Source organism: Methylobacterium sp. SyP6R, from assembly GCF_019216885.1.
GTDB lineage: Bacteria > Pseudomonadota > Alphaproteobacteria > Rhizobiales > Beijerinckiaceae > Methylobacterium.
In genome coordinates, this window is the sequence record NZ_JAAQRC020000001.1 from 3,706,156 (window position 1) to 3,728,088 (window position 21,933).

The following is a 21,933-nucleotide window of genomic DNA, read 5'->3' on the forward strand; positions in this document are numbered from 1 at the left end:
ACGCAGCAAATTTCCCTGATTACTGCAAAGAATGGCAGCCATCGACCTATTGAATAATTAAATCTACTATAAAGCATTGACATCACAATTAACATGTCCGCAGAAGACCCAATAAAAGTAAATATATCTCGCCAAGCTTTGTCATTGCAACTACATATTTTCAATTATATAGATAAATAAGTAAAAATAAACTAGCAATTATCATATAGCACGCATAACGTCGTAGCTACTTCGCCACCAGCAACGCCCAGTACACCTTGTACTTCGACCCCGGCGCATAGGCCGTCGCAATCCCCATCCGGGTCGCCGTGGGATCGAGCATCACGGCGTTGTGGGACGGGCTCTCGCGCCACCCCGAGAACGCCTCGGCCAGGGTGTGATAGCCGGCCGAGAGGTTGGCGGCCGGCTCCGGATAGCCCATCCGGGCGGCCACCGTCTTGACGATATCCGCTTGGCTCGGCCGGCCGGCGGCGGCCATCGCGGCGGTCTCGGTCTCGGCGAGGCGCTGGAGGCCGGGATCGAGGGCGAGCGGAGGCAATCCCTTGTTGCTGCGATAGGCGGCGATCATCGCCTGGGCCGCGCCGGCATCGATCTGCGCCCCCGTCGCCGCCATCGGCCAGTACAGGCTCGGTCCCGCCGCCCCGGTCGAGACCCGCGTCGCCTCGCTCGCCGAGCAGGCGGCGAGGGAAAGCGGCAGGGCCAGCAAGGCAATACGCTTCAGCGCGGCGGGAAGGAGGATCACGGCACGGTCTCGGGGGTTTTGCGACGCTCGGCCTCGGGCTCGGGACGGGCCTCGTTCCGGGATTCGGGGCGCAGCGCGGCAGGGGTCGTCATGCGGGCGATCTGCCCCATGGCGTCCTGCATCGCGTCCAGCCCCTGAACCGTGACGATGCTCGCACCGGGTCCGAGATTGGGGATCAGACCCTCCTCCGACAAGGTCTTGAACACCGCGAAGTTGAGGTCGCTCTGCACTTTCGCCTGCGAGCCGACGTCGGTGATCATCGCGATCAGCTCGAATTCGAGGAAGGGATCGCCGATCTTGCGGAACACCACACGGGGCGGCGGCTCCTTCAGCACCTCCGCATGGGCCTTGGCGCAACCGGCGATCAGCTCGGCGGCGTGGACCGGGTCCTGGTTGCGCAGGACGCTGACCGTGATGGTGACCCGGCCGGTGCGGTCGCCGCGCACCCGGTTCTTCACCACGCCGGAGATCAGGTTCGAGTTCGGCACGATCACGGCCGAGCGGTCGAAGGTCTGGATCTCGGTCGAGCGTACGCTGATGCGGCGGACATAGCCCTCGTTGTCGCCGATCACCACGAGGTCGCCGACCCGGATCGGCCGCTCCCAGAGCAGCAGCAGGCCGGAGACGAAGTTGTTGACGATCGATTGCAGGCCGAAACCGATACCGACCGACAGGGCACCGGCGACGATGGTGAGCTTTTCGAGGCTCAGGCCCAGATACGAGAAGGCGAGCGCCAGGGTGAGCAGGAAGCCGACATAGCCGCTCACCGTCGAGATCGAGTTGCGCAGGCCCGGATCGAGATCGGTCGCCGGCAGGTAGGTATTCTCGAGCCAGCGCTGGATCGCCTTGGTGATGACGAGACCGAGCGTGAACAGCCCGAGCGCGAGGGCGATGGTCGAGAGCGAGATCGTCACCCCGCCCACCGTGAAGCCGAAGAACGCGGCCTGGGCCCAGGAGAAGATGTCGGTCGAATCGACGCCCCAGGAGGCCAGCAGCAGCACGCCCGCGGCGGTGAGCAGCAGCACCCGGACGAAGCCCGAGATCAGCACCGCGATCTGGTTGAGCGAGCGCTTGCGCAGGCCGGTATTGGCCTGGAGCGCCGTGGCGATGCGCGAATCGTCCTGGAGCGCCGAGCTGACCACCGCGTCGACGCTCGAGATCGCCAGGTAGAGGATCGCCGCGGCGATCGCGGTCCACATCAGCTGGTCGATCAGGAACGACGACAGGGCGATGTAGCCGACCAGCGCCGAGACGCCGATCGCCGCCACCACGATCCAGCCGAGGATGCGCAAGGGGCCGCCGATGCCGGTCGTCGATTCGGCCGCGATGTAGGGGCCGAGGCAGGCCTCGTCGGTCTCCTCGGCCCGCGCGGCGAACCGGCGCAGGCCCTCGGCCAGCACCACGGCGACCACCGCGGCGAAGACGCCCTTGGTGACGATGGTGATCGGCAGGCTGAGCGAGATGCCCTCGTTCAGGCCCTCGATGGTGCGCCCGACCGCGATCACCGAGGCGATGGCGATGATCAGGCGGTTCAGCCGCTCGGCGGTGGCGTCGGTCATCGCGACGAGGCGCCAGGCCGGGCGGTCGGGCGAGAGGAGCGCATCGGCCATCGCCTCGACCACCGCCACGAAGGCGAGCGAGGCGACGATCCGGTGGGCGGCCGGCAGCAGGCGCAGGGGCAGCAGCTCGGTGACGTCGAGGGTGTAGCCGACGAGGAAGCTGCCGAGCACCGCCGGCACCGCGCCGACGAGGAAGACGCGCCAGGCCGCCATCACCCGGGCGTAGCGGGTCGGCTGCGCGGTCTTGGACGAGCGGTGGCCGACCCGCGGGGCGATGTGCCGGCGCCCGACATACAGCGCCACCGAGACGCCGATCGCCAGCGCGAGCAGGAACAGGTTGAGCGCCGTGCCCCGGCGCTGGACCTGGACGACCGAATCGTCGAGGGAGGATTTCAGCGCCCGGAAGTCGCGGGCGTAGTCGCTGGTGGCCCGCATCCACAGGTTCGGGCTCACCAGGCCGTCGGTGCGCTCGAACAGGGCGCGGGTGAAGGCGGCGCGGCGGCGGTTGCTGATCTGGTCGGTGATCTGCTCGCTCTGCACCAGGAGCGAGCGGGCAAGCCGCAGGGTGTCGTCGATCTCGGCGACGCCGGCCTCGCGCTGGGCCCGCTCCTGCGCCACGTCGGCACCCTCGGGCTCCTTGGGCTTGGGCCCGAGCTGGTTCAGCCGCTCCTTGGCCGCATCCAGCCGGGGCCCGAGATGGTCGACGACCTGGCGCAGGCGATCGGCCACCGGCGGGATGCCCTCGCGCAGGAGGGCGAGGTCGTCCTTGTTCAGCTCCCGGTGGGTCAGGGCCTGCTCGCGCTGGTCGAGGTCCGCCTTCTCGGCGTCGAGCTGGGCGCGGATCTGCTTGATCTGCTCGGAGATCGGGGTCTGCGGCGGCGGCTTGGTGGCTTCCTTGGGCGCTTCCTTGGGGGCTTCCTTGGGGGCTTCCGCAGGTGCAGCGGGCGCGGCGGCGGGTTTCGCATCCTTCGCCGCCGGCTGGCCGGCGGGTGCCGGCGCCTGCGCGACCGTGGCCCGTTCGGGCTTCGCGACGTGGCCCTGCGCCGCCGCGAGCCCGGGGCTCAGCAGCACGGCCGCCAGGGCGATCGTCCATCGGCGAAGCTGTCTCATGCGCAATCCTTCTCACCCGCGTGTCGGGCTCGTCTCCCGGCGGCCCTGCGATCGGTCACGGCGGGACGACCGGCGCTCCGGCCGGCGATCCTCGCGATGGGGTCGGTTCGAGCCGTCTACCTAGGTCACCCGTCCGGAGGGGAAACCGGACGTTCGGGAAACGAGACGGGCGGCGGCATCGCCGATCAATGGGGCGAAAATCCGGGGCGCCAGAATCCGGGCCGGCCGGCCCCTCGCAGGGCGGGAGGCGGCGCCGGAGCCCTCGGGCGGCGAATTCGTGTGAGGCGTGACGAGACGCCCCGGCGCGAAACCTTCACAACCCTGTCATGCTCCTATTAGACTAAGCCCCCATGGACTCGGCCTTTTCGTTCTGCTGCGGGAGGAAGTCGGTGACCGCCCCTCATCAGCAGCCCAGACGGCGCCCGGATCGCATCCCGGCCGCGCCCCAAGGCGTCCGCTCCCCGAGCGGCCGTGGCGGGCATCCGCCGTGTCCTCCCACTCTCCCCGACCGGCTCGGAGGATAGGCGATGGTCCCCATCCCCTCTCCTGGCGAGCACCGCGAGGACCGGCAGCGTGCCGGCTCTCCTCGCTGCGGTCGGCCCGTCGCCAGGGCAGGATGATGCTGGACCTTCAAACCCTCGTGCTCAACGCGGATTACCGGCCGCTCTCGTACAATCCGCTTTCCCTGTGGTCGTGGAAGGATGCGTTCACGGCCCTGTTCCTCGACCGCGTCACCCTGGTGGCGAGCTACGACGTCGAGGCGCGCTCGCCCAGCCGCTCCCTGCGGGTGCCGAGCGTGGTGGCGCTCAAGAGCTACGTCGCCATGGCGCGCAGCCCGGCCTTCACGCGCTACAACATCTACCTGCGCGACACGTTCTCGTGCCAGTATTGCGGCCTGCGCCTGCCGTCGGGCGGCCTGACCTTCGACCACGTGGTGCCGCGCTCCCGCGGCGGCCAGTCGAGCTGGGAGAACGTGGTCGCGGCCTGCAGCCCGTGCAACCTGCGCAAGGCCAACCGCACCCCCGAGGAGGCCGAGATGCCCCTCCTCAACGAGCCGCGCCGGCCGAGCCGCCACGAGCTGCACCGCCGCCAGCCGGAATTCGACCACCGCCAGTACCACCACACCTGGATCGACTACCTGTACTGGGACAGCGAGTTGGAGACCTGAGTGGGCGGCGGGCCGGCCTGGACCGGTCGCAAGGAGGAGCGGAACCATGCCTGTCGCGGCGGTCGCGCGCGCATCCCGGATGTCGGGATCGGAGTTCCGCGCCTTCCAGGCGGAGCGGCCGGATGACGAGCGCTGGGAACTGATCGAGGGGGTTCCGGTCATGATGACGCCGCCCCTCATGGAGCACAACGTCATCGCGACGAACCTCCAGACCCTGCTCAACGCCGCGCTGCGGGACCACGACGAGAGCCTCTACGCCGTCCAGCGGCCGGGCATCGAGTTCCCCTGGCCCCGCTCCATCCTGGTAGAGATGGAGCGGAACGGCGCCTATAAACCAGAGCCCGATGTCGCGGTGGTCGCCTACGACGACGTGGTCGGGGGCAAGCGCTTCACCGACGCGGCGACCCTGCTCGCCGAGGTGGTCTCCAGCACCGACGAGGACCTGACGCCGGTCAGCGGCGCGCGCTGGATCGACGTGAAGGTCCGGCTCTATCGCGAGCATGGCCCCTGCCGGGCCATCCTCGTCGTGGAGCAGGAGCGCGTGCACGTGACGCTGCATGCCCGCGAGGCCGACGGCTGGACCTGCCGGGTGCTGACCGGCCTCGGCGACGATCTCGCGATTCCGTCGATGGGTCTCGCCTGCAAGGTGGGGGACCTCTACCGGGACACGCGCTGGCAGCCGCGCCGCGCTCGCCCGCATCGAACCTGACCGGTTGACCGCGCGACACCCTGGAGGGACCGGCGCGGATTGCGCTACACGCTGGACGCTTGTCCCGTCGAGGCCGCGCCGTCGCGCGGCCCGCCAGCGCCGAAAGCCGCATGCCGCACACGACCGTGACCGACGCCACCGCGCCCACTGCGCCCACCCGCCGCCGCCGCCGTGACTGGCCCGGGCTGTTCCTGCGCGCCGTGCTCTCGCTGTTCCTGGGCCTGCCGCTCGGCGGCGTGCTCTTCGCCCTGACGGGGCTCGGGATCGCCCTCGTCAACGGCGACCCGATCCTGCAGCATCCCTGGCTGCTCGCCTTCCGCACCCTGGCGGCGGCCGTCTCCTACGTGTTCCTGGGCGGCTTCGCCTGGACGCCGGAGGGCGGCTACGAGAGCATGCACGCCTGGTACGCCGCCGGCGTGGTGCTGGCCTTCGTCCTGATGAGCCGGCCGTGGCGGCGCTGGACCCGGCGCAGGCAGCCGGAGCCCTGGCCGCGGCGGGCCTGAGGCGCGATTCGCATCTGCGCGATATCGCCGCGGGCGCGGACCGGAACGCGGCACGACGGAACACCGGTCGGGCGGGACAATTACTCCCCCCGAGCATCCGGGGCGGCAGCGCCGGGATGCGTGCCGTCCCGGGAGCCTCATCCATGCACCGTCGCGACGTCCTGGTCAGCCTGCTCACCGCCACCGCGTCCCTCGCGGTCACCCGCACCGCCGTGGCGCAACCGATACCGGCCGGCGCCATGCCGACGCCCGTCTACCTGGCGATGGCCACCAAGGGCGGCCTCTTTCTCGAGAGCACCGCACGCGACGCCTTCGCCAAGACCGGCAATCCGCGGGTCAAGAAGTTCGCGCGGGCGGAGGTGACCGAGCAGGTCACGCTCGCCAACAAGATCGATCGGGTGACCGGCGGCACGATCGCGGTGCCGGTCGGCGGCGGCCAGCCCGGTCCGGGTGGGCTCGTCGGCGGCCTGGTGGCGGCGCCGCTCGCGGTCGCGGGTGGGGTAGCTGGCGCTGCGGCCGGCACCGTCGGCGGTGTGCTCGGGGTTCCCGGAGGTGCGTCTCCCAGCGGCATGACCTCGGACGAGCAGAAGGCGCAGATCCAGGCGCAGCTCTCCGGAATGCAGGGCGGTCCGCAAAACGACGCCGCCTTCGTCAACGCCTCGCTCCAGGGCCACCGGGAGGCGATGGCAGTCCACGGCACCTACGCGCAGAGCGGCGAGGATCTGGCCCTGCGCCGCATCGCCCAAGGGGCCCTGCCGCTGATCCGGCTGCACATCTCGCAGCTCTCCCAGATGCAACGGATGATGGGCGGAGGCGAGGGCTGAGCGGCCGGATGCCGCCCCGTCACGTAACGAAAAAAGAAAAGCCCCCGATCCGGGCGGGATCGGGGGCTCCGCTCTGAGGGCAGCGGGGAGAGATGCGCTCCCCGCGACCAAACCGTTACCGGGTTTGCTGGATGGCCGAGACCACCCATTCGCCGCCGCGCTGGCGCATGAAGGTCCAGACCTCCGTCGCCTCGGAGGGGTTGGTCTCGACGACCTGCCCGTTGGCCCGGCTGATCAGCGCGTCGCGCAAGGTGTAGCGCATCGCCACGGTGGCGTAGTCGACCGGACCCTCGCGCCAAGCCTCGGCGAGGTCGCCCTGCTGCAGTTTCACGTCGGCGATCTTGTTGACCACGCCGCGGGCGGCGTTGGCCCTGATCTCCTCGCCGAAATACCCGAACATCTCCGGCGTGGTGAGGCGGCGCAGGGTGGCGGCATCCTCGGCGCCGTAGGCGAGCTGGACCTGGGTCAGCGTGCGCTCGAAGGCGTCGAAATCCTGCGGGCCGATACCGACCTCGTCGCGCTGGGGCGGGCGACCTTGCGCGGCAGCCCCACCACCGGCATTCGCGCCGAGACCGGCACCGAGGCCACCAAGGCCTCCGCCGAGACCACCGCCCAGCCCGCCACCGAGCGGGCCGCCGGGGCCGGCAGCCGGGCCGCTGCGGTGATAGGCGCCCGCCATGGCCGGTTCTTCCCGACGACGGCGCAGGAAGCGCATCACCAGCATCACCACGCCGACCAGCAGGCCGACCTGGAGCAGCAGGCCGAGGAACGAGGCGATGCCGCCAAGGCCGCCGAAGAAGCCGCCGCCGATCAGGGCGCCGAGCAGACCCGCACCGAGCAGGCCGGCGAAGAAGCCGCCGCCGAAGCGCCGCTGCGGCGCCGCAGGCGCGCCCATCGGCGAGCCGGGCTGGGTCATCGAGCGCTGCATCGGTGCTGCGGCGCCCGGAGCGGTCGTCGTCGGAGCCGGCGCCGAAAAGGTCTTGCTGCCGCGCGAGCCCATGGAGCCGCCGCCGCCGGGACGCGCCTCGCCGGGCGTCGCCGCCACGGCCATCAGGGCCGCCAGGCCGAGAGCCAGAGCCGTCCGGCGGCCGCGGGAGAAGGGGGTCATCATCGGTTCGTGTCGCCTCGTGCCATCACCAGTGAGGGGCGGCCCGCCCCTTGGCCCGCATATGGGGGTGCGGGTGGCGCAGTAGAAGGGAGGCATCGCGCCGAATGCCTTCCGGATTCTCACTACACCCGATGAAGAGTCGCCGATCGGCGCCAGATCTGCCAAGCGATAAATTTTTGAGTTGACCGGGATTATCGTGCGGCGGCACTTCGTTGCGACCGCGGGGTCGCGGCAGCCGGGAAAGTGAGGCGCACCACCGTGCCCTCGCCGGGGCTGCTGCGCAGGGCGACGGCACCGTTCTGGCGCTTGACCAGGGCGTTGAGGATGGCGAGCCCCGTGCCGCGGCCGGGCTCGCGGGTGGTGAAGAACGGCTCGAGCGCCCGGGCCAGCACCTCCGGCGGCATGCCGGCCCCGGTATCCGCCAGGGTGAGCGCGACGTGGCGCCCCGCCGCCCCGTCGGCGGCCACGCCCTCGCCGCCGTGGTTGCAGGTCTGAATCGTGACGCACCCGCCCGCCGGCATCGCCTCGGCGGCGTTGCGCAGCAGGATCTGCAGGATCAGCTCGGTCTGGATCGGATCGACGCAGGCGATCCACAGATCGCCGGCAAGATCGAGGTCGAGGGCGATCCCCTCCCCCAGGACGCCCAGCGCCCGCTCCCGGTAGTCGCGCAGCAGGCCGTTGAGGTCGACCGGCCGCGGCTCGGGCCGGTGCCTGCGCGAGAACGCGAGGAGGTGGCGGGTGAGCGACGACGCGCGCTCGGCGGCGTCGGTCGAACGGCTGAGCGCGCGCTGGACGAAGGCGTCCGGATGCTCGCCGAGGCGCCGGCGCAGGCCGTCGACGTAGCCGACCAGGATCTGCAGCAGGTTGTTGAACTCGTGCGCGACGCCGTTGGTAAGTTGGCCCAAAGCCTCGCGCCGCTCCGCCAGGCTGAGCGCCGCCTCGAGGTCGCGGCAGCGGGAGGTCTCGACGACCTGGACGAGGCTGCACGGCTCCGCCCCCGCCACCGGCGAGAGATGGAGGAGCGCCCAGAGCGTCGCGCCGTCGTGCCGGCGCAGCAGCACCTCGGCGCTCGCCGGCCCGTCGGCGGCAAGCAGCGCGCGCAACGCCACCTCGGCCTCCGGCTCGGCACCGAGGCCGGCGAGGCCGGCGGGCGCTTCCCCGAAGAGGGCGAGGGCGGCCGGGTTGGCGAAGCACACCGCGCCCGAGGGGCCGGGCGCGACCAGCAGGGACGGCAGGGGGGCGGCCGAGAGGACGGCGCGCAGGAGCCCGGCCTCCCCCGGCGCCTCAGCGGCCGGCACTGGCGCGGGGACATCCGTCACGGGCGGACCTCCGTGATGCGCGGGAAGGGAGCCCCCCTCGCGGCGGCCGCGGCATCGCCGCGGTCTCGGGCCCCATTCTAGAGCAAGTCCGGGCTGCGGGGAAACGGCGAGGCCCGGCGCCGGCCGGCTTAAGCCCGCTCATTCGTCGTCGACCAGCACCGTGGGCCCGAAGATCGCCTCGAAGCGCCCCCGCAGCACCGCATCGACCTCCGGCATCGTCACCGGCCGGCCGAGATCGACCAGGCTGGTGACGCCGTGCTCGCGCACGCCGCACGGCACGATGCCGGAGAAATGCGACAGGTCCGGCTCGACGTTGAGGCTGATGCCGTGGAAGGTCGTCCAGCGCCGCACCCGGATGCCGATCGCCGCGATCTTGTCCTCGACGCCCGGCCCCTTCTCCGGCCGGCGCACCCAGACCCCGACCCGGTCCTCCCGGCGCTCGCCCCGCACCGTGAAGGCGTCGAGGGTCGCGATCAGCCAGGCCTCGAGGGCGGCCACGTAGGCGCGCAGGTCCGGCCGACGCCGGTTGAGGTCGAGCATCACGTAGGCGACCCGCTGGCCGGGGCCGTGATAGGTGTATTGCCCTCCCCTCCCCGTGCGGTGGACCGGGAAGCGCTCCGGCGCCACCAGGTCGGCCTCCCTGGCGGAGGTGCCGGCGGTGTAGAGCGGCGGGTGCTCGACGAGCCAGACGCGCTCCAGGGCGCGGCCCTCTGAGATCGCGGCCGCCCGCGCCTCCATCGCGCCTTCCGCTTCGCGGTAGTCGAGGAGCGCGTCGCGAACGACCCACTCGACGGGGGGGCTGCCGGGGGCGGGCAGGAGGCTGCCGGGAGCGGTTCCGAGCCGGTCGTTTACCAAGGCTTCACCATAAGAGCAGATTGTTGTCGCATCATCTCGTGGTCAGGGTGGGTGCGTCCGTTGGCGGTACTCGACATTCTCAAGGTGGACCTCGCGGTCGTGCTCGGGCAGACCCGGATGCCGATCCACATGCTGCTGCGCATGGGCCGCGGCGCGGTCATCGAACTCGACTCGACCGACTCCGATATGGTCGAGATCCTCGCCAACAACCACCCGATCGCCCGCGGGCAGATCGTGGTCACCGGCAACCGCATCTCCGTGGAGGTCACGGAGCTGATCCGCAAGGCCGAGGTGGTGCAGGAGCCCGGCATCCGCATCGGCGACGGCAGCGCCGGGCTGCTCGGCGCCCTGTCGGACGCCCTCTAGGCGAGAATGTTCGCCGGATCGATATCGGGGCGCTTGCGTCCCCGGGAGGGGACTGGTATTCGCAGCCTCGCTTCGGACGGGTCTCACCCCCGCCCCGCCGGTTCCGGCGAGAACAAGCGCTCCGCGGCCGTGGCGGAATTGGTAGACGCGCTAGCTTGAGGTGCTAGTTGGGCAACCAGTGGAGGTTCGAGTCCTCTCGGCCGCACCATTCATCCCGCGGGGTCCATGACCGCAGCGGGTTGGAATGGAAACCGGGTTCGGTGTGAGCATCTCGATCCTCGTCGAGAGTGTGAGCCGGGCGAGGTTGCCGACGAAGAGGGCCGCTCTGCTGCCCTGATGGTCATTGATGTAGGTTTTTCAGATTGGCTGGACCGGTTTTCGATGTCCGGCATTCTCCGCGGCCGTGGCGGAATTGGTAGACGCGCTAGCTTGAGGTGCTAGTTGGGCAACCAGTGGAGGTTCGAGTCCTCTCGGCCGCACCATCCTGCCGATGCGCAGGAAGGCCGGACCCGCTCATGAGGCAGGGTTCTCTCTCCGGAAGCCGAGCGCTCCGGAAACCGATCACCGACTCTCTCACTGAGCGATCGACGCGCGGTCCGTCCGGCCGATGCAGGATATGCGTTCGGTCTGGTCGCCGGGCGGGACACCGTCAGGACGGCACTGCGGCGGCCCCGGACGTCTCCGCACGGCGCGCCTGCGGCGCCCCGTCCGCGAAGACCGGACATTCCGCCGATGCCCGCAACCCCCCTCGTACAGGTTTATCCGGAGGAAGAACCCTCGAGGGATCGAGCGCGGCACGTCCTCCGATGGGCGCGCGGCGGGGTACGCCGCAGCCGTGTGAAGTCCGCCGAGATCGGGCTTATCCCCCCCATCCACGACCTCATCTCGAGGCGCCTGCTCGGCAGGCCTCGGAGGCGCCTGCGCATTTTGTCCGACGACGCGGATAGCCCGGTTCGCCGCAGAACGTGATGCAAAATCGAATAGCCGGAGCAGCGGCGCGGTTCACCGACCTGTCGGTGGTCTACTGTGGAACGTAGGGGAATCGCACACCTCTCCCCGTCCCCGAACAGCCCTTGCCCGCCGCGGGACGATCTGGCTGCGCGCGCATCCCCTCTCGTCCGTTGCGGCGTCGATGCACCCTGCCTCAGTTGTAGAAGCGCGGCACGATGAAACGGATACCCAGAAGACCGGCCATCAACAGCGTTCCGCACACCATGAGCACGTACAGGATCGACGCATCCGCACCGTAACCCGGATAGAACGACGACCGGCAGACCTTGACGATATGCATCAAGGGATTCCACTGCACGTATTCGTAGATGACGGCAGGCATCGATTCGGTCACAAAGACGACGCCGCTAGTAAAATACATGATAAGCATTGGAACGATGACGCCGATCTGCCACGGCGGAAATATTTGCGATATAAAAACATTCAAAAACCCCAATGACAGAGCAAAGCATAACGCAAGCAGCATGGCTTCACAAAATGCAAACGCATCATGCGGAAGGACCTGCGCACCGCAACATGCCGCGATGAAGAATACCAAGAAAATACTGAGGCTGCTGGTACAGATTTCGACGAGAGCGCGCGACATGACGACGTCGAAGAATTTGACTTGCGGAAAATAAATGAGCTGCTTGTTCTGGAGAGGACCCTCCATCATCTTTCGGGCCGTATAGTTCATGATGATATACGGCGACAACCCGGAGACGGCAAACAGCACGATGCTGTCGCCGATCGGCGTCGGCATGTGCCGGACGGCGTAGAAGCCGGTGATGACGAGGACGTGGGCGCAGGGCCATCCGACGGCGATGCAGTAACCCCACATCGTGCCGCCGAAGCGGGTGCGGATGTCGCGCAGCATGAGTGCGCCGAGCACGTCCAGCTGGACCTCGAGCGCCGACTTCGCCTGGTACGCCATCCACCGCTCCCGCTCGGTCGACGACGCAAGGGAGCGCCCCCGACCCGGTTCATGCATCGGCAGCGCCCTTACGCCGACAATGCGGCAACCGGGTGACCGGTCAGGCCTCGTCCGGACCAGGCAAGGCCCTCGCCTCGCCGTGGTAGGAGCGGTTCGGGCGCATGTCGACGGCCGAGGCCATGCGGTTCGACATGTTGAAGAAGCTCGTCACCGCGGAGATGTCCCACAGGTCGCGCTCGGAGAAGCCGGCATCGCGCAGGGCCTCGCGGTCCTCCTCCTCGATGGTCCAGGGCGCCTCGGTGAGCGCCACCGCGAAGTCGAGCATGGCGCGATGGCGGGGCGAGAGGTCGGCGGCGCGGTAGTTCATCGCCATCATCTCGCCCAGCACCGGATCGCCCGAGAGGCTGCGGACGGCGGCACCATGCGCGGTGAGGCAGTAATAGCAGCGGTTCACGCTCGACACCGCCACGGCGATCATCTCGCGCTCCAGCTTCGACAGGCCGGAGGGCGCCAGCATCAGGTCGTTGTAGAGGGCGGCGAAAGCCTCGAGCTTGGCGGTGTCGTGGGCATAGGCCAGCAGCACGTTCGGCACGAAGCCGATCTTCTCGCGGCATTTGTCGAAATAGGCCCGCATCTCCGGCGACAGGTCGGGCGAGGGCGGGAGGTCGAGGGCCATCACCCGCTCCTCGGTCTCCTGCGGGACCGGCCGCTCGCCGGTCTCGGGCTTCCGTCCCGCCTTCGTCCTGCCGCCGCTCATGCCCCTGCCCTCCCGATCATCGTGCCTCAGCTATAGGCAGTTTGCCTTCGCAGAGCGAGGCCGGGCTTGCGGGGCTCCCGACGCTGTGCCACCGCTCCGCTCGCCCTCGGCAGAGGACGAGCAGAAGAGGAAGGCCGAACGTGGAACCCTCGACCGCGACCGCGACCCCCGAAGCGAAGGCCAGCCGAACCGACCTGATCGCCGCCGCGGCGGCATTGGCGGAGGACCGGGGGGGACCCGGCGGCTTCGTCCGCGACCTCTTCGGGCGCGTCGCGCCGGAGGACCTGACCGCCTATCCGCCCGAGGCCCTGGCCGACCTGGCGCTCGCCGCCCGCGCCCATCTCGCCGCGGCGCGGCCCGCCCGCACGATCAGCGCGGTGCGCCTCTCCGATAGCGAGGTGGAGCGGGACGGGCGCCGGCGCGACCTCACGGTCTTGGAGGCGGTCAACGCCAACCGGCCGTTCCTGCTCGATTCGACGCTCGCTGAGCTCGTCGCCCGCGGCTACCAGCCCCGCCTCGTCGCCCACCCGATCCTCGGCGTCGAGCGCGACGCGGACGGCGCCCTGGTGCGGGTCGTCGGCGAGACCACCGCACAGGAGAGCGGACCCGACGCCGAGGGCCTCGCCCGCGAGAGCTTCATCCACGTCCACCTCGACCGCATCGACGACGAAGCCGCCCGCGCGACGCTCGCCGCGAGCCTCGCCCGGATCTATGCCGACGTCGCCGTGACGGCGGCCGACCATACGGCGATGGTAGAGCGGCTCGCCGAGGCGGCGGCGGGGCTCGCCGAGGCGCCGGCGCCGCTGGCGCGCGAGGAAGTGTCGGAGGCCCGCGCCTTCCTCGACTGGCTGCGCGACGGGCATTTCGTGCTGCTGGGCCTGCGCGAGTACCGCGACCGGGACGGCGCCGACCATGCCGGCGTGACCGGCAGCGGGCTCGGCCTCCTGCGCGATCCCGCCATCGAGGTCCTGCGCCGCGGCGACGCCATGGTGGCGGTGACGCCGGAGATCCGCGCCTTCCTGGAGGGGCCGGAAGCGCTCCTCGTCACCAAGGCGAGCCTGCGCTCGCGGGTGCGTCGGCAGGCCCATCTCGACATGGTGGGGATCAAGCTGTTCGCGAGCGACGGGCAGCTCTCGGGCGAGTTGCGCCTCGTCGGCCTGTTCACCGGCAGCGCCTATGCGAGCCGGGCCGAGGAAGTGCCGTATCTCCGCCGCAAGGTCGCCCGGGTGGTCGCCAAGGCCGGCCTCGACCCGACGAGCCATGCCGGGCGCTCCCTCCTCCACGTCCTCGAGACCTATCCGCGCGACGACCTGTTCCAGATCGAGCCGGGCCTCCTCCTGCGCTTCGCGCTGGCCATCGTGTCGCTCGCCGACCGGCCGCGGGTGCGGGTGCTGGCAAGGCCCGACAAGTTCGGCCGCTTCGTCTCGCTGCTCGCCTACCTGCCGAAGGACCGCACCGACGCCCGGCTCCAGGCCCGGATCGGCGCCTACCTCGCGGAGGCCTTGGGCGGCCGGGTCTCGACCATCGCGCCGGATTACCCGGAAGGCCCGCTCGCGCGCCTCCACGTCATCGTGGCCACACCCGGCGCGCCGCCGGAGGAGATCGATGCCGGCGCGCTCGAGGCCGGCATCGCCGATCTCGCCCGCACCTGGGCCGATTCCCTGCGCGAGTCATTGAGCCAGAGCCGCGGCGGCGATGCCCGCGGCCTCGCCGCCGTCTATGCCGACGCCTTCCCGGCCGGCTATCGTGAGATGTATTCGGGCGCCCAGGCGCTCCCCGACATCGCCATCCTGGAGCGGATCTCGGAAGGCCAACCCCGGGCGGTCGACCTGTTCCGCCGCCCCGGCGACCCCGACACCCGGATCGGCCTGAAGGTCTTTTCCCGCGGCACCGCCCTGCCGCTCTCCGAGCGGGTGCCGGTCCTGGAGAATCTCGGCTTCCGGGTCATCGACGAGCGCTCCTACCGCCTCAAGCCGGAGGGTGCCGGCGCCCGGGTCTTCCTGCACGACATGGTGCTGGAGCGCGCCGGCGGCGGCCCGGTCGACGTGGCCGCCGTGGAAGGACCGGTCGAGGCGGCTTTGCTCGCGCTCGCCCGCGATCTCGCCGAATCCGACGCCTATAACCGCCTGGTGCTGGAAGCCGGACTCGGCTGGCGCGACGTGGCGCTCGTGCGGGCGCTCGGCCGCTACCTGCGCCAGTTGCGCATCCGCTACGGCCAGGATTATCTGGCGGCGACGCTGTCGCGCCATCCGGCCCTCGCCCGGCGCCTGGTGGCGCTGTTCTACGCCCGCTTCGACCCCCGCCTCGACGGCGACCGCGCCGCGCAGCAGGACGCGGTGCGGGCCGAGATCGAGGCGGATCTGGCGAACGTCACCAGCCTCGACGAGGACCGGATCCTGCGCCGCTTCGTCAACCTGGTGGAGGCGGCGCAGCGCACGAACTTCTTCCAGATCGGCCGCAACGGCCTTCCCCCCGAGACCATCGCGTTCAAGTTCCGCTGCGCGAAGGTCGACGGGATGCCGCTGCCCCGGCCGCTCTTCGAAATCTTCGTCTACTCGCCCCGCGTCGAGGGCGTGCACCTGCGCTTCGGCTACATCGCCCGCGGGGGCCTGCGCTGGTCGGATCGGCCGGAGGACTTTCGGACCGAGGTGCTGGGCCTCGTCAAGGCGCAGCAGGTCAAGAACGCCGTGATCGTGCCGGTCGGCGCCAAGGGCGGCTTCTTCCCCAAGCGCCTGCCCCCGACGAGCGACCGCCAGGCCTGGATGCAGGAGGGCACCGAGAGCTACCGGATCTTCATCCGCACGCTGCTCTCGCTCACCGACAACATCGTCGACGGCCGGATCGTGCCGCCTCCCGCCACCGTGCGACACGACGAGGACGACGCCTACCTGGTGGTCGCCGCCGACAAGGGCACCGCCACCTTCTCGGACATCGCCAACGCCCTGTCGCTGGAGGCGCATCACTGGCTCGGCGACGCCTTCGCGTCGGGCGGCAGCCAGGGCTACGACCACAAGCAGATGGGCATCACCGCCCGCGGCGCCTGGGAGGCGGTGAAGCGCCACTTCCGCGAGGTCGATATCGACATCCAGGCCGAGCCGGTCACGGTCGTGGGCGTCGGCGACATGTCGGGCGACGTGTTCGGCAACGGCATGCTGCTGTCGCGCTGCCTGAAGCTGGTGGCCGCCTTCGACCACCGCGACATCTTCCTCGATCCCGATCCCGATCCGGCCGTCGCTTACGCCGAGCGCAAGCGCCTGTTCGATCTGCCCCGCTCGTCCTGGGCCGATTACGACCGGCAAAAAATCTCGGCCGGCGGCGGGGTGTTCTCGCGCCAGGCCAAGACCGTGCCGCTGTCGCCGCAGGTGCGGGCCCGCCTCGGGCTCGACCGGGCGGAGGCGACGCCGGCCGAGGTGATGCAGGCGATCCTGCGCGCGCCCGTCGATCTCCTGTGGTTCGGCGGCATCGGCACCTATGTCCGCGCGGCTGCCGAGAGCGACGACGAGGCCGGCGACCGGGCCAACGACGCGATCCGCATCACCGGCGCCGAATTGCGCGCCCGGGTCGTCGGCGAGGGCGCGAATCTGGGTCTCACCCAGCGCGGCCGGATCGAGGCGGCGCGGCGCGGGGTGCGCCTCAACACCGACGCGATCGACAACTCGGCCGGCGTCAACACCTCGGACGTCGAGGTCAACATCAAGATCGCCCTCGCCACGCCTGAGCGCGACGGGCGGCTCAGCCCGGAAAGCCGCAACGCGCTCCTCTCCGGCATGACCGAGGCGGTGGCCGACCTGGTGTTGCGCAACAACCAGCTCCAGACGCTGGCCCTGTCGCTCGCCCAGCGCTCCGCCACGACCGAGACGGGCTTCGCCGCCCGGCTGATGCAGGGGCTGGAGGCCGACGGGCGCCTCGACCGCAACGTCGAGTTCCTGCCCTCCGATGCGGTGCTCGCCGAGCGGGCGCAGGGCGGCGAAGGCCTGACCCGGCCGGAACTGGCGGTGCTGCTCGCCTACGCCAAGCTGTCGCTGAAGGACGCGCTCCTCGACTCCGCGGTGCCGGACGATCCGTATCTCGCCCGGGAGCTGGAGCGGTCCTTCCCGCCGGTTCTGGTCGCCCGCTATCCCGACGCGGTCGAGAGCCACCGCCTGCGCCGGGAGATCATCGCCACGAGTCTCGCCAACGCCATCGTCAACCGCGGCGGGCCGACGCTCGTCAGCCGGCTGTCCGACGAGACCGGCGCCGAGGCCGCCGCCATCGCGGCCGCCTTCGCGGTGACCCGCGACGCCTTCGGGCTGATGGAGCTCAACAAGGCGGTGGACGGGCTCGACGGCGCGATCTCCGGCGACCAGCAGCTCGCGCTCTACGCCGAATTGCAGGACCTGCTGCGCCAGCGCATGGTCTGGTTCATCCGCAACGGCGAGGCGGCGCCGGGCGGCATCGAGGCGGCGGTGGCGCGTTACCGCGACGGCATCGCGGCGGTCTCCGCGGCCTTGCCGGGCGCCCTGCCGCCTGCCGCCGCCGAGGCCCTGGCCCGGCGTATCCGGACCCTGGTCGATCACGGCGTGCCCGACGCCCTGGCCTCCCGCCTCGCCGCGTTGGGCGAGCTGGGTGCGGCGCCGGACATCGTCCAGGTCGCCGAGGCGACCGGGCGCCCGCCGGCGGCGATCGCCGCGACGCATTTCGCGCTGGCCGACCTCTTCCGCCTCAATGCCCTCGCGGCCGCCGCCCGGGCGGTACCGGTGGCCGACACCTTCGACCGCATCGCCCTGGAACGCGCGATCTCCGGCATCGCCGGCGCCCACCGGGCGCTGACCGCCGAGGCCGCCGCCTTCGACGCGCAAGGCGCCGCCGCGGTCGAGGCCTGGGGCCAGGCCCGCGGCGCCTCGCTCGCCCGCATCCGCACCGCGGTCGCGGCCATCGCCGCCTCGGGCCTCACGGTCTCGAAGGTCTCGGTGGCGGCGAGCCTGCTCGGGGATTTGGCGCAGAAGGACTTGGCGCAGCGATGAGCGCGCCGGAATTCGGGGCGGACTTCCGGGCCCGCTTCGCGGACCTGGTCGCCTGGCGCCGCGACGTGCGGCGCTTCCGTCCCGATCCGGTACCGGAGGAGGCGTTGCGGGAGAGCCTGGCGCTCGCCTGCCTCAGCCCCTCGGTCGGCAACAGCCAGCCCTGGCGCTTCGTCCGGGTCTCGAACCCTGAGCGGCGCGCAGCGGTCGCGGCGAGCTTCACCCGCTGCAACGACGCGGCGGCGGCCTCCTACGACGACGCCCGGGCCAGCGCCTATCGCAGCCTCAAGCTCGCGGGCCTGCGCGAGGCGCCGGTGCATCTCGCGGTGTTCTGCGACGAGGCCACGGGGGCCGGCCACGGCCTCGGCCGGGCCACCATGCCGGAGATGCTGCGCTACTCCGCCGTCACGGCGGTCCACACCTTCTGGCTCGCGGCGCGCAGCCACGGCCTCGGCGTCGGCTGGGTCTCGATCCTGTGCCCCGAGGAGGTCGCCGCCGTCCTCGACGTGGCGCCGTCCTGGCGGCTCATCGCTTATCTGTGCGTCGGCTACCCGGTGGAGGAGCATGCCGACCCGGAACTGGTGCGGCACGGCTGGCAGGAGCGGCAGGAGGCGGGAACGATGACGGAGCGCTGAGCGCGGCGCAGACCCGGATTGCGCGGGCCGCACTTCCATACATACCAGTAGGTACAATAAAAGGATCGAGGCTGCTCGGGCAGCCGCGGAGACCTTCCCATGCCCCTGGTCACCCTGACACTGAAGCGCGAACGCCCTGCACCGGAGCGCCGCGCCATCGCGGATGCGGTTCACGCCGCCCTCGTCGAGAGCATCGGCATCCCGCCCGACGACCGGTTCCACGTCGTGTCGCACCAATTCGACGATGTGATCTACGATCCGGGTTACCTGGGTATCGCCCGCAGCGACGACCTGGTGATGATCCAGGTCCATCTCTCGACCGGGCGCAGCGTCGCGCAGAAGAAGGCGTTGTTCGAGGCCATCGCGAAAAGTCTCGGCGGGGTCGGGATCCGGCCGGAGGACGTGTTCGTGACCCTGGTCGAGATCGCCCGGGAGAACTGGTCGTTCGGCCACGGCATCGCCCAGTACGCCGATGCCGCGCCGCCGCATCTCGCGGGCAGGGCCTGAGGGCTGGCCGGGCGGGACGCGTCGCGGCATACCGCGTCCGACGCAGCAAGGCTGTCCGGGGACAGATATAGCGCAGGTCTCTCCCTCCCCCCTCTGCGGGGGAGGGTGGCCTACGAAGTAGGTCGGGAGAGGGGCAGCGCGACGATTGCAGGGCTTGGCGCCCTTCAGAACGGCTCAGGCACTTCCGGAAGCGTGGCTCCCATCTCCCGCCCCACTCCGTGGGGCACCCTCCCCCGCAGAGGCTAGCGTGTTCACACATCTCGGTTTGAGCGCTTTCCCCTCAAAGGTAGCGCGCCTCTCCTCCCCCTTGTGGGGAGGAGCCGGAGGTGGGGGTGGTGCCAGATAAGGCTCAGCGGTGCCTTCTGCACCACCCCCACCCCTAGCCCCTTCCCACAACTTGCAGCGATACCGGGCAAGCCCGGGATCGCCAGGGGGAGGGGAAGCGCGCTTACCTTCAATGGGTTAGCATTCAGAGGAAAAGTGTGAATCCGCTAGCCCGCAGAGGGGGGAGGGAGAAGCCCGCGTCATTCCACCTTCCTTGGACAGCCCTGCCCACCGGCAGGAGACAGGACGTGGCACGGCCAGGATCATCGAAGCGCGAGGCGATCGTCGCGGCGACGAAGGCGCTGCTGTGGGAGCGCGGCTACGAGGCGACGAGCCCGCGGGACGTGCTGGCGCGCAGCGGCGCCGGCCAGGGCAGCCTCTATCACCATTTCCCGGGCAAGCGGGAGGTGGCGGCCGCGGCGCTCGCCGAGATGGCCGAGGAGGAGATCGCGGTGATCGACGCGCTGTTTTCGCCCGGGACCCCGCCCCTCGACCGCGTGCGCGCCTATCTCACCCGCGAGCGGCAGGCCTTGCGCGGCTGCCGCCTGGCGCGGCTCGCCAACGAATCCGCCATGGAGGAGCCGGCCTTGCGCGCGCCGGTCGCGGCCTATGTCGGGCATATCCAGGCGCAGCTGCGCGCGAGCCTGGAGGAGGCGGATGCGGCGGGCGGCCTCGCCGCGGGAATCGCGCCCGCCGCGCTCGCGGCCATGCTGATCGCGGTGGTCGAGGGCGGCTACGTGCTCGCCCGGGTGCACTGGGACGAGGCGGCGATGCGCGCGGCGATCGACGGCGCCGTGCAGGTGCTCGACGCCGTCACCCGCCCTCGGGCGTGACCTCGCTCAGGTGTGAACTTGGGCCGCCGCCAGGATGCCGACGCCGACCGCAATGACTCCGATGCCGAGGATCATCAGCGGCGTCACCGGCTCGCCGAACAGGATCGCGCCGCCGAGCGCGGCGCCGACCATGCCCACCCCGGCCCAGATCGCGTAGACGATGCCGATCGGCAGCATGTCCATGCTGCTCGACATCAGCCACAGGGCGGTGCCGTAGCCCAGCGCCACGAGGAGCGTCGGGCCCGGGCGGGTGAGGCCGTCGGCGGCCTTGAGGGCGAGCGTCGCGGTGATCTCGGCGCCGATCGCCACCGCGAGGATCAGGAACGGGTTCATGCGCGCGCCGTCCGCGGCAGGACCGGCGCGGGCCCCTGAGCCGGATCGGGCGCCACGAACATCTCGAGGTCGTCGGCGAATTGCTCGGCAATCTCGGGGGCGTTCTCCAGGCAGACCGCGAGATAGTCGGTGAAGGACGGCGGCGGAGAAAAACCCTCGGCGAGGAGCCGCACGTTCGAGAAGGTCAGGTCGAGGGAGCAGAAGGCGTAATAGGCCCGCACCGCCCGCAGCATCGCCTGCTTCAGGGACCCGTCGAGGCCGAAGGTCTCGGAAAAGCGCCGGCGCAGCAGCGCCCGGTCGGCGGCGAGGTCGAAGCGCATGAAGTCGTCGCGCGGGCCGCCCGCCGGGTCGGCCGCCGCGAAGGCGCGCATCAGGTCGTCCCAGCGGGCCCGGGCGCCCTCGCCGGCCGAGACGTGGTAGAGGTTATGCGCGAGCTGCGGCTTGCGCAAAAGGCCGAGCAGGCTGTCGGCGGCCCAGTCGACCGGGATGATGTCGACGGCGCTCTCGGGCGCGCACGGCACCAGGCGCAGGCGGTCGGCGGCGCGGATCACCCACAGGATGCTCGAGCTCGGCGCCGCTCCCAGGGTCGAATGGCCGACGACGATCGAGGGGCGGGCGACCACGATCGGCAGGTCGGAGAAGCTGCCGGCAAGCGACGTCTCGGCCGCCGCCTTCGAGACCGTGTAGGCGACGAGGTGGCGGGCCTGGGGCGAGGGATAGGCCGCCTCCTCGACGAGGGAGGGCGCCTCGGCGCCGCAGATCATCGCGGTGCTGACGTGCAGGAAGCGGACGAGGCGCGGCATGGCGCGGGCGCGGCGGGCCAGCGCCAGGGTGCCGTCGTGGTTGGTGCGGCTGACCCGCTCCTCGCCCCACCACGAGGTATCGGCGGCCAGGTGCAGAACGTGGGTGATCGAATCGAGCCGCGGGTCGGCATCGAGGTCGGCGCGGGTGAAGTCGCCCGGCACCACCTCGACGAGGCGCGCGAGGCGCTGGGCGGTGAACGGGTCGGTGAAGCGCGACAGTCGCGCGGCGATCCGCTGCCGGCCCTGCTCGACGCTGGTGCAGCGCACGAGGCAGACCCACTCGGCACCGTCGCGCCGGCTCAGGGCCTGATGAAGGACGGCGCCGCCCAGGAAACCGGTTGCGCCCGTCAGTAATATCCGTGCCACGCTGGACCTCCCCGTGCCCTGGAGAGATGCCACAGACGATCAGGCAATAAATCCACCCTGGCGGCATCATCCTCTCATTCACGCAGTATGTTGCGCCAGAGCAACCGTCTATTTCTCGTTTTGGTTAGTCCGTCTGAGCAAAAACGATCCAAGAAACACAATAGAAACTATGGATATAGGCCAAACGG

General features: G+C 70.5%; 18 protein-coding genes and 2 tRNA genes. 11 read left to right on the plus strand and 9 right to left on the minus strand.

Annotated elements, in window-relative coordinates; all coding sequences use genetic code 11:
* Positions 1-226: 226 nt before the first annotated feature.
* Entirely contained in the window at positions 227-742 is a 516-nt protein-coding gene (locus HBB12_RS17165) for a CAP domain-containing protein (RefSeq protein ID WP_236990458.1), read from the minus strand.
* Positions 739-3,411 (minus strand): DUF3772 domain-containing protein, encoded by a 2,673-nt coding sequence (locus tag HBB12_RS17170; RefSeq protein ID WP_236990459.1) that lies wholly within the window; start codon positions 3,409-3,411, stop codon positions 739-741. The genes HBB12_RS17165 and HBB12_RS17170 overlap by 4 nt, the downstream gene beginning before the upstream one ends.
* A 619-nt stretch (positions 3,412-4,030) precedes the next feature.
* On the opposite strand from HBB12_RS17170, the gene HBB12_RS17175 reads away from it, so the two are divergent.
* The 4 genes from HBB12_RS17175 (at position 4,031) to HBB12_RS17190 (ending at position 6,615) form a co-directional block, all read left to right on the plus strand.
* Positions 4,031-4,579: an HNH endonuclease gene (locus HBB12_RS17175; protein WP_048450649.1), complete on the plus strand. Its 549-nt coding sequence runs from the start codon at positions 4,031-4,033 to the stop codon at positions 4,577-4,579.
* A 46-nt stretch (positions 4,580-4,625) separates the two neighbouring features.
* Positions 4,626-5,288, plus strand: a complete 663-nt coding sequence (locus HBB12_RS17180; protein ID WP_236990460.1) for a Uma2 family endonuclease — start codon at positions 4,626-4,628, stop codon at positions 5,286-5,288.
* Between the two features lie 110 nt (positions 5,289-5,398).
* A complete protein-coding gene (locus HBB12_RS17185; protein ID WP_236990461.1) occupies positions 5,399-5,791 on the plus strand; it encodes a hypothetical protein in 393 nt (130 codons plus the stop codon).
* 143 nt (positions 5,792-5,934) lie between these two features.
* Positions 5,935-6,615 (plus strand): DUF4142 domain-containing protein, encoded by a 681-nt coding sequence (locus HBB12_RS17190; RefSeq protein WP_236990462.1) that lies wholly within the window; start codon positions 5,935-5,937, stop codon positions 6,613-6,615.
* A 115-nt stretch (positions 6,616-6,730) separates the two neighbouring features.
* Here the strand turns inward: HBB12_RS17190 and HBB12_RS17195 are convergent, their stop codons facing one another.
* The 3 genes from HBB12_RS17195 to lipB form a co-directional block, all read right to left on the minus strand.
* Positions 6,731-7,726 (minus strand): TIM44-like domain-containing protein, encoded by a 996-nt coding sequence (locus HBB12_RS17195; protein WP_236990463.1) that lies wholly within the window; start codon positions 7,724-7,726, stop codon positions 6,731-6,733.
* Between the two features lie 188 nt (positions 7,727-7,914).
* A complete protein-coding gene (locus HBB12_RS17200; RefSeq protein WP_236990464.1) occupies positions 7,915-9,042 on the minus strand; it encodes an ATP-binding protein in 1,128 nt (375 codons plus the stop codon).
* A gap of 138 nt (positions 9,043-9,180) precedes the next feature.
* The gene (gene lipB / locus HBB12_RS17205) at positions 9,181-9,897 is read right to left on the minus strand and encodes a lipoyl(octanoyl) transferase LipB (RefSeq protein WP_236990465.1); all 717 of its coding nucleotides are present in this window, start codon (positions 9,895-9,897) and stop codon (positions 9,181-9,183) included.
* Positions 9,898-9,957: 60 nt separating this feature from the next.
* On the opposite strand from lipB, the gene HBB12_RS17210 reads away from it, so the two are divergent.
* The 3 genes from HBB12_RS17210 (at position 9,958) to HBB12_RS17220 (ending at position 10,745) form a co-directional block, all read left to right on the plus strand.
* Entirely contained in the window at positions 9,958-10,263 is a 306-nt protein-coding gene (locus tag HBB12_RS17210) for a FliM/FliN family flagellar motor switch protein (RefSeq protein ID WP_203154711.1), read from the plus strand.
* A gap of 123 nt (positions 10,264-10,386) precedes the next feature.
* Positions 10,387-10,471, plus strand: a tRNA-Leu gene (locus HBB12_RS17215).
* Between the two features lie 189 nt (positions 10,472-10,660).
* A tRNA-Leu gene (locus HBB12_RS17220) sits at positions 10,661-10,745 on the plus strand.
* A 662-nt stretch (positions 10,746-11,407) separates the two neighbouring features.
* Here the strand turns inward: HBB12_RS17220 and HBB12_RS17225 are convergent.
* Both HBB12_RS17225 and HBB12_RS17230 read right to left on the minus strand, forming a co-directional pair.
* Positions 11,408-12,187: an ABC transporter permease gene (locus HBB12_RS17225; RefSeq protein WP_236990466.1), complete on the minus strand. Its 780-nt coding sequence runs from the start codon at positions 12,185-12,187 to the stop codon at positions 11,408-11,410.
* Positions 12,188-12,287: 100 nt separating this feature from the next.
* A complete protein-coding gene (locus HBB12_RS17230; protein ID WP_442919366.1) occupies positions 12,288-12,863 on the minus strand; it encodes a peroxidase-related enzyme in 576 nt (191 codons plus the stop codon).
* A gap of 221 nt (positions 12,864-13,084) precedes the next feature.
* On the opposite strand from HBB12_RS17230, the gene HBB12_RS17235 reads away from it, so the two are divergent.
* The 4 genes from HBB12_RS17235 to HBB12_RS17250 all read left to right on the plus strand — a co-directional run bounded on the left by HBB12_RS17235 (position 13,085) and on the right by HBB12_RS17250 (position 20,243).
* On the plus strand, positions 13,085-17,947 hold the full coding sequence (locus tag HBB12_RS17235) for an NAD-glutamate dehydrogenase (RefSeq protein ID WP_236990468.1): 4,863 nt from the start codon (positions 13,085-13,087) through the stop codon (positions 17,945-17,947).
* Positions 17,944-18,579, plus strand: coding sequence for a 5,6-dimethylbenzimidazole synthase (bluB, locus tag HBB12_RS17240; protein WP_236990469.1), 636 nt, complete (start codon positions 17,944-17,946; stop codon positions 18,577-18,579). Before HBB12_RS17235 ends, bluB begins: the two co-directional genes overlap by 4 nt.
* Before the next feature lie 99 nt (positions 18,580-18,678).
* Positions 18,679-19,086 (plus strand): tautomerase family protein, encoded by a 408-nt coding sequence (locus tag HBB12_RS17245; protein WP_236990470.1) that lies wholly within the window; start codon positions 18,679-18,681, stop codon positions 19,084-19,086.
* Between the two features lie 572 nt (positions 19,087-19,658).
* On the plus strand, positions 19,659-20,243 hold the full coding sequence (locus HBB12_RS17250) for a TetR/AcrR family transcriptional regulator (protein WP_236990471.1): 585 nt from the start codon (positions 19,659-19,661) through the stop codon (positions 20,241-20,243).
* A 6-nt stretch (positions 20,244-20,249) separates the two neighbouring features.
* Here HBB12_RS17250 and HBB12_RS17255 read toward each other — a convergent pair whose 3' ends face one another.
* Together HBB12_RS17255 and HBB12_RS17260 are read right to left on the minus strand one after the other, a co-directional pair.
* Positions 20,250-20,576, minus strand: a complete 327-nt coding sequence (locus HBB12_RS17255) for a DMT family transporter (RefSeq protein WP_236990472.1) — start codon at positions 20,574-20,576, stop codon at positions 20,250-20,252.
* Positions 20,573-21,745 (minus strand): SDR family oxidoreductase, encoded by a 1,173-nt coding sequence (locus tag HBB12_RS17260; RefSeq protein ID WP_236990473.1) that lies wholly within the window; start codon positions 21,743-21,745, stop codon positions 20,573-20,575. Before HBB12_RS17260 ends, HBB12_RS17255 begins: the two co-directional genes overlap by 4 nt.
* Positions 21,746-21,933 lie beyond the last annotated feature (188 nt).